Consider the following 7,349-nt stretch of genomic DNA (forward strand, 5'->3'; position numbering starts at 1 on the left):
GGACGGTAAATGGCCGAAAGGGAGACCAAGGCAACGGTGGTGCGACACGCTGCACAACGATTTAAGCATCGCTGGCCTCCACCCTGATCAAGTCCACGACAGAGTAAAATGGTGACATAAATCTAGGAATGCGGACCCCGCCACCACGTGGGATAAGCGCTAAAGAAAAAGAAGAAGATACTGAAGCAGCGGGAGCGTAAAAAAACTTTATAAATATTATCAACCATAAAAGGTATGATATAACCATAAAAGGTAAAATATGAAAAATTTTTATAACATCGAAGAATAGATTATTTTTTGGTTAAAAATGAATAGCGAAGTAGAAAAAAGCACTAGAGAAGACATAGATGGAAAGGTAAGAAAGATTGTGTTAGAGCACATTAGTAAGGATGTAGAGAAGTTTAACAACTCTTCGAAGCTCTCTGAGCATGGTGCAGACAGTTTAGATGCTGTTGAAATAATCATGGCAGCAGAAGAAAAGTTTAGAATTGAAATTCCTGAGCAAGACCCACAAAAATGGAAACTATGGAACAAGTAGTTAAGTATGTAGTAAAAAAACAATAGTTAGCGTTAAATGAGCAGAAGAGTAGTAGTTACTGGTATTGGCTTAATTACTCCACTGGCAGCAGATGTTAAAAATACTTGGCTCAAATTAATAGATATAAGTCTGGTATAAAGGAAATAAACAGATTTGATACTTCCGAACTTACCTGCAAAGTCTCAGGGCAAGTTCCTATGCAGCACGACAATATTGAACATTATTTTAATCCGCTAGATTATATCTCTGAAAAAGACCTAAAAAGGACAGATCGTTTTATCCATTACGGCTTTGCAGCCGCTATTCAGGCAGTGAACGATTCACTAATTTTAGAAAATCAAAATATAGATCGAGAACCCGTTGGTGTGGTTGTTGGCTCTGGTTTAGGTGGTCTTCCATCAATTCAGGAAAACGTGAATATTATGCAGGAAAAATGGGCCTAGACGTGTCAGCCCATTTTTTTTGTTCCCGCAAGTCTAATAAATTTGATATCTGGGCATATCTCTATTAAATACGAATTTACAAGCCCAAACGATTTAGCAGTAACCGCATGTGCAACAGGTGCGCATGCAATCACAAACTCAGCGAGGGCTATAAAACTTGATGAAGCAGACGTGATGGTTGCAGGTGGAGCAGAAAGTGCACTGTGTAGAGTTGGGATTGCAGGTTTTGCATCTATGAAGGCACTATCAACTAAGTTTAACGATAAGCCTGAGGAATCTTCAAGACCATGGGATGAAGAACGTGATGGGTTTGTTATGGGTGAAGGAGCAGGTATATTGGTGCTGGAAGAATATGAACATGCCAAAAAAAGTGGGGCAAAAGTATATGCCAAACTGATTGGATACGGACTGACAGGGAATGCATATCACATCGCAGCACCACATTCAGAGGGAAGAGGTGCATTTAAAGCAATGCAAATTGCCTTAAAGAGTGCACAAGTTAGTACAAACCAAATTGGATATATCAATGCACATGGTACTTCACCCTCACTTGGGGACCAAATCGAAGTGATAGCAATAAAACAGTTATTTGGTGACTACGCTTACAAAGTACCGGTTGCTTCTACTAAATCTTCTATAGGACATTTACTTGGTGCTTCAGGGAGCGTCGAAGCATTATCTAGCATCCTAGCGTTAAATAATGGAATTACTCCACCAACTTTAAATTTACACAAGCCTTCAAAAAGGATGTGATTTAAATTTTGTCCCGTTTAAAGCTCAAGAACATAAAATTCAATATGTACTTTCCAATTCGTTTGGCTTTGGTGGCACTAAAGCGTCGCTTATCTTTAGACAAGCGTAAAAGTCGAGTCTAAACCTTGATAAATCTACCACTGTTAAAAAATTTGCAAGAAGTTTTATAAAAACTTAACATAGTTTTATCAGAAAAATATCATTTTCATATCTTGTGTAAAAGTGAGTTTCAGCGCACTAGATGAATCTTCTTTTAATAAACTATGAAACTAGAAAATAAATTTATTTTCTTTTGCAATATCTTGAGATCTAATGTCATTTTATCAGTCAAAAATATCAAGAGGTATTATAATTTAGGTTAGTATGTTTTTTAGCCTTTTTCTCAAAATATTGCATATTTATATTACAATATTTATTGGTTATTTAGCAGGAAAATGTCTTAAGATTGACAGAAATACTATATCTCAAATACTCTTTTATATAGCTAATCCAATAGTGATTCTGTATGGAGTATCTCATGCAGAGGTTAATTTAAAAGTAATTTCTTTGTCGATTTTGATATGGTTTATAGGCAGCGTTATGTCCTTATCAGTGTATTATCTTTCTTCATTTTTATTTATGGACAACACGAAAAATATATTGGCATTTAGCTCAGGCAGTACAAGCATGGGCTATTTTGGCTTGCCGATTGCCATGACTTTAATTGATGAAGATTCAGTATTTGTATATGTTATCTGTTATAGGAATGGCACTGTTGGAAAATAGCTTAGGGTTTTATATAGCTACAAATGGCATCTATACTGCAAAGTAATGCATGTTGAGGTTACTCAGACTTCCGTCATCTTATGTGATGATTCTAGGCTTTTTTTTTGAGTATATGCGGTATACAAATACCAACTTTTTGACAGATGTTATGATAAATATTAGAAGTACATTTATTACATTAGGAATAGTGCTACTTGGAGTGAGTATTGCACAAATTACAAATTTTAAAATAGATTGGAAGCTCGCTTTAACCACTATTACAGCAAAGTACGTATTCTGGCCATTATTTGTTTTGGGAATTGTCCTGATAGACAAACATATCACAGGTATACACGATGAGAGTATATATAATGCACTTATGTTGCTAGCTATTATTCCAGTTTCTGGATCCAGTGTAATACTTGCTAATATTTTAAATTATCAACCAGATAGAGCTACTTTGCTACTTTTCATAAGTACTGCAGTTGGGCTCTTTTACGTTCTGCTAATAATATCATTATTTTTTGCCAAACTTGTTCCTCTTTGATTAGAAATTTAGGCAATTTAATATCGATCATATTTGTTAAAAGGTCCCATACTGAAAATTAGCTATTCAGTTTGTATAATGTACATACCGTCTTAAGCATCAAGATAAAAATTGTTGTTTTTAATCATGGCATTTAAACAAACGAAGATTTTTCTCATCACAGCAACTAATGCAACCTTAGCGGCTAAACGCTGGTTTCATTTTCCTGTTATGACGAATAGCAACCATGGCAGACATGTATAATGCTTTTTGCCACCTATGATTTGGGCTTTACTCACTTTCCTTCCGCTTTCATTAGTTTTTTGTGCAATTCCAATTAGACAGTCTATTTCCTTATTATCTAAGCTCAGGTACCTCTATGAGTAGGTTACTTGCGATTTTTCGTCCAACACCTTTATAGCTAGTTAGCAGTTTGCTTTTTTTCCTTCAAATCAGGGTCAGAATTTATTATATCCTTTCTAATTTGTTCTAATTGTTTTTTGGCAAATTCTATCTGTTTTTCTATATATTCCCTGGCTTTTCCTGTAACCTTATGCAAACGACACATTATTTGCATGAACGTCGTCGTTTAGGTTGCACTCAACTGCCCTTAATTTTTTTAGTTCTTCTTGCTTTTGTGAAACTATGCATTCTACTATCTTATCATTTTTCGTGATAAATTCGGCATAATTTTCTAGCAATTTTGCATCTAATTTGTCTGTTTTTGCAAACAGGCTTTTGCGAACGCATATACCCGATTTGGGTGAGCTCTATGAACTATGTTCTCGCAACAATTTTATGACAAATTTTTCGTAACCGCCTGTTTACACATAACTTAACAAATATATTGTTAGTCATTCTTGATTTTATAAACTCAGATATAGCTCTTTCTGCATTCTCTATACGCTGATGTTTATTGTCGATTGTGATATCAAGTGGGTTTTTTTTAAACATCAATACTCATAAAAACTATTCTAGCCATTTTTATAGCTACAAATATAATCAAATAATAACGTAAATGCAATGTACAGATTCGATCTTTTAGATCTCTCTACCGTTCGTACTACATTTCCTTTAAGCTAGGAGTGTACTAAGGTGCCTACGATTTAACCCAATTAACAGCTTGCTCATTATAGCCTCTCGGCTTTGATTTAATAAACAACCCCATAAACTAGACCAAAAATATGGTTAATCCAAGTAAAATTAATATAAAGTGGTAAATAGTGTTGGAACAAAAAGTATGAACCAGAATTAAAAGCAAAAGTAGCGTTATAGCTAACTGAAAAGAGGTTCCCAAAGGGATAAATAAGGTATAAAATGGTTTAACTAAGGTAGAAAGATGCCAGGGCCATATAGTGAGGATTTGAGAGAACGTGTTTTGAAAGCAGTAGATGAGAAGGAAATGACTATGGAGGAAATAAGCAAAATGTTCAAAATGGATAGAAAGACCATATATTGGTGGAGGAAAATAAGAGAAGAAACAGGAAGCATAAAACCAGCTTTAGGCTATCAAAAAGGACATAGTCATAAAATTAAAAACTTAGAGGTTGTCCGGAAACCATCAAATTAAGGCATATTTCCTCTTTAACATAATCCTATTTATAGCAAGATATATGAAATTTTCAGTAGATGTTGTAAGCAAATCATACTCTTTTGATAGACTTCTATTCCTATTGATCCAGGCAAAAGTCCTTTCGACAACCCATCTTCTTGACTGTACTTAGAATCCCTGTTCTCTTGCTGGTAGTAGCTCAAGCGGCGTGTCCTTATGTACCCAAAACCTACATGAAGGTCTTTTAACAATCTCAATATCTATGTCATACCCTTCTTTTATATGATTTGTTAAGTTTATTCCTTGATACCCCATATCAGCCCATATTTTCTTAACGTTAATATATTTTTTTCTCATATTATCCAATGCCATTTTAACACCATCTCTGTCATTTTCACTTGCAACACCCACATAACAGCCTAATACAAAACCCCGAGTGTCTGTAATTATATGCCTTTTTCTACCTTTTACTTTTTTACTTCCATCGTAACCTTTGATTCCCCCTTTTCTGTAGTTTTTACAGATTGACTATACCGGCGCTTGGCTGCTCGTTTCGTCCTATTTTGTGTCTACTAGATTTCGTAATTTCATAATTCATCTTTTCAAAAATCCCTTGCTTCTTCCATTGTCTGAATTGCTTATATATACAGTCTTCCATAGCGGAAAATCATTCGGCAAATACCGCCATTGACACCCTGTACGCAATACATAGAAAATTGCTTCTAATATCTCTCTTTTTCTATACTTTGGCGGTCTTCCCTCTTTTTTATATGATACTCTAAATTATATTTTTATTCGTGCCCACTCCCTTTCACTTAAATCTGTTGGATACTTTTTCCTCATCTTTATCACGTACTAAAATTTCAGATATTATAGCCTTTTACTAGTTTCCGGACAACCTCTTATAGCTAACTCATGTAAGGTTTCCCTAATTTTTGAAAGACAAAATTGAATTAATATCTGACTTGGCAGCACTTTTCTTATTGCATGCTTGATTGCAAACCAAAACTTCTCAACTGGATTTAAATCCAGTGAGTATGGCGGCAAAAACAAAATCTAACACTTTCTATTGATTTTTTCGCTCTTACGTATTTATGAAAGCTTACATTATCGAGTTGCCCAGGTTTTAATATAGGAATAAGTATATTTTCTACATAAGCTTCAAAAATCTCGCTGTTCCTCAATAACTCATGGTGCTTTCACTTTTCCATCATTCAATGCTCCTATTATACTTACCCTTTTCTTTTGTATCCTGGTTTTTCAACAAATAACATTTTGCCTTTTTGAGACCACCCATATTCGTAAAACCTGTTATCTTCTATTCCAGACTCATCTATAAAGATTAAGTTTTCTTTTTTTATTTCTCCTACTTTTTTGTAACCGTTCACGGAGATAAGGTGGTTTACAAAGTAAATATAAAAGTGTAAAGAAATAGGGAGCTAAATATGGAATGGGTAAATGAGAACAGTGCAGCAAGAAAAGATTGTAGCAGAAAATGCTAACCTCAAGGAAGAAATAAAAGCGCTGATCACAGAAAATGATTGCTTGAAAGCAAAAATAGTTGAATTAGAAGACAAATTGGGCTTAAATTCACAAAATTCATTGCTACCGTTATCACGAGATATATATCGCATAAATGAAAAGCGCAGGAGGCCAGCCAGGCGCACAAGCGTGAGTTAATGGCTGCAGATGAGGTGGTGAGCTAAATATGATTTGTATGTGTGGAGGGAAGGTTGTTTTAGAAGATGAAATTATTCACCAAAAAGTAGAATTACCAGAAATCAAGCCAATCGTAATTGGTTGAAGAGAGGACGTTGTAGAATATGTAAAAAAAGAATTACAGCAAATTTACCTGAAGGCGTGTCAAAGGATCTCTTAGGAACAAATGCTAAGGCAATTATAAGTAGCCTGACAGATTTTTTTATTAACTCAAAAAGAGAAATACAATAAGCAGCATATTCAACCTAAACTTGGTTTAGTTTCAAATACTAAACGCAGGGTATCAAAGAAGTGTGAATTTGAATATGAAAAAATGAAGGAAGAATTGGAAAAATGTGAGTATTGACATATAGATGAAACAGGACACAGAAATGAAGGAAAAAGAGGCTGGAATAAAGAATTGGCACTTTTAAAAGTAGAAGAGTCTCGTGGTAAGGAGGTTCCAGAATATGATGGCGTAGCCGCTGCATACAATTATTTTAGTCATGAAAATAGACAAATATGTTGGGCACATTTGGCAAGAGATTTGCTTACAGTAAAAATGATGAAGTAATCAAAATTGGCCAAACGCTCAAGTCACTTAGCAACAGGGTATTTGCAGTACATAATTAAAACAAAACAAAATTTGATAGATAATTTGCGATTTTCTCGAATGATGAGAAAAAATTGGAAAGCATTTTTACGTAAAATGACAAGAATTGTACTCAAGCCTCGAGAATGGCATTTTAAAGTCTGAGGATATGAGGTGGAAGTTTTTATGTAAACCTGAAGTAATAGAGACAACCAACAGAACGGCAAATTAGACGCTATGTAATTTATCGTAAGAATAGCTATTTCACTTGGTCAAAACGGGGAGAGAAATTTGTAGAAAGATTGTTGTCGATATTTTTTACATCACGTCTAAATGGTCAAAATCCTTTTCAAAAGTTACAAAATCTAGTAGCCATAGCTGATTAATCATTTTCGCAATCCGTGAACGGTTACCTTTATTTATGAATTCCTTTCGTTATCCATTTCCTGATAGAGAAAAGTTTTTTTTATATTTATAGTTTACTTTTTTAAGCTACTATATTT

9 protein-coding genes and 5 pseudogenes are annotated in these 7,349 nt (G+C 34.4%); 8 read left to right on the plus strand and 6 right to left on the minus strand.

The features are described from left to right. Window positions 1-307 precede the first annotated feature (307 nt). From HET73_RS04860 to HET73_RS09890, 5 genes and pseudogenes are all read left to right on the plus strand, one after another. A pseudogene (locus tag HET73_RS04860) lies at window positions 308-564 on the plus strand (acyl carrier protein). A 78-nt stretch (window positions 565-642) separates the two neighbouring features. After that, a pseudogene (locus HET73_RS09875) lies at window positions 643-1,284 on the plus strand (beta-ketoacyl synthase N-terminal-like domain-containing protein); the annotation flags it as partial. 12 nt (window positions 1,285-1,296) lie between these two features. Further along, a complete protein-coding gene (locus tag HET73_RS09880; protein WP_410543554.1) occupies window positions 1,297-1,734 on the plus strand; it encodes a beta-ketoacyl-[acyl-carrier-protein] synthase family protein in 438 nt (145 codons plus the stop codon). A 363-nt stretch (window positions 1,735-2,097) separates the two neighbouring features. Further along, a complete protein-coding gene (locus HET73_RS09885; protein ID WP_246210150.1) occupies window positions 2,098-2,499 on the plus strand; it encodes an AEC family transporter in 402 nt (133 codons plus the stop codon). An 85-nt stretch (window positions 2,500-2,584) separates the two neighbouring features. Further along, entirely contained in the window at window positions 2,585-3,025 is a 441-nt protein-coding gene (locus HET73_RS09890; protein ID WP_410543555.1) for an AEC family transporter, read from the plus strand. Window positions 3,026-3,117: 92 nt separating this feature from the next. Here the strand turns inward: HET73_RS09890 and HET73_RS10100 are convergent. After that, window positions 3,118-3,986: pseudogene (locus HET73_RS10100) on the minus strand (transposase). A gap of 357 nt (window positions 3,987-4,343) precedes the next feature. Here HET73_RS10100 and HET73_RS04890 point away from each other — a divergent pair. Further along, window positions 4,344-4,574: an IS630 transposase-related protein gene (locus HET73_RS04890; RefSeq protein WP_174134115.1), complete on the plus strand. Its 231-nt coding sequence runs from the start codon at window positions 4,344-4,346 to the stop codon at window positions 4,572-4,574. Here HET73_RS04890 and HET73_RS09075 read toward each other — a convergent pair. From HET73_RS09075 to HET73_RS04905, 5 genes and pseudogenes are all read right to left on the minus strand, one after another. After that, window positions 4,566-4,709 (minus strand): annotated as a pseudogene (locus HET73_RS09075) (transposase); the annotation flags it as partial. The gene HET73_RS04890 and the pseudogene HET73_RS09075 overlap by 9 nt on opposite strands. Before the next feature lie 15 nt (window positions 4,710-4,724). Next, window positions 4,725-5,081, minus strand: a complete 357-nt coding sequence (locus HET73_RS09080) for a transposase (RefSeq protein WP_343033090.1) — start codon at window positions 5,079-5,081, stop codon at window positions 4,725-4,727. A gap of 69 nt (window positions 5,082-5,150) precedes the next feature. Next, window positions 5,151-5,309, minus strand: a pseudogene (locus HET73_RS09085) (transposase); the annotation flags it as partial. 117 nt (window positions 5,310-5,426) lie between these two features. Further along, window positions 5,427-5,603, minus strand: coding sequence for a hypothetical protein (locus tag HET73_RS04900; RefSeq protein WP_174134116.1), 177 nt, complete (start codon window positions 5,601-5,603; stop codon window positions 5,427-5,429). Between the two features lie 185 nt (window positions 5,604-5,788). Continuing rightward, window positions 5,789-5,944, minus strand: a complete 156-nt coding sequence (locus tag HET73_RS04905) for a hypothetical protein (protein WP_174134117.1) — start codon at window positions 5,942-5,944, stop codon at window positions 5,789-5,791. 70 nt (window positions 5,945-6,014) lie between these two features. Between HET73_RS04905 and HET73_RS08310 the strand changes: the two genes are divergently transcribed. Together HET73_RS08310 and HET73_RS08315 are read left to right on the plus strand one after the other, a co-directional pair. After that, complete coding sequence (locus tag HET73_RS08310; RefSeq protein ID WP_246210153.1) at window positions 6,015-6,236, plus strand: DUF6444 domain-containing protein; 222 nt, start codon at window positions 6,015-6,017, stop codon at window positions 6,234-6,236. A 439-nt stretch (window positions 6,237-6,675) separates the two neighbouring features. Further along, window positions 6,676-6,828, plus strand: coding sequence for a hypothetical protein (locus HET73_RS08315; protein WP_246210155.1), 153 nt, complete (start codon window positions 6,676-6,678; stop codon window positions 6,826-6,828). Window positions 6,829-7,349 lie beyond the last annotated feature (521 nt).

The organism is Wolbachia endosymbiont of Atemnus politus, from assembly GCF_013309895.1.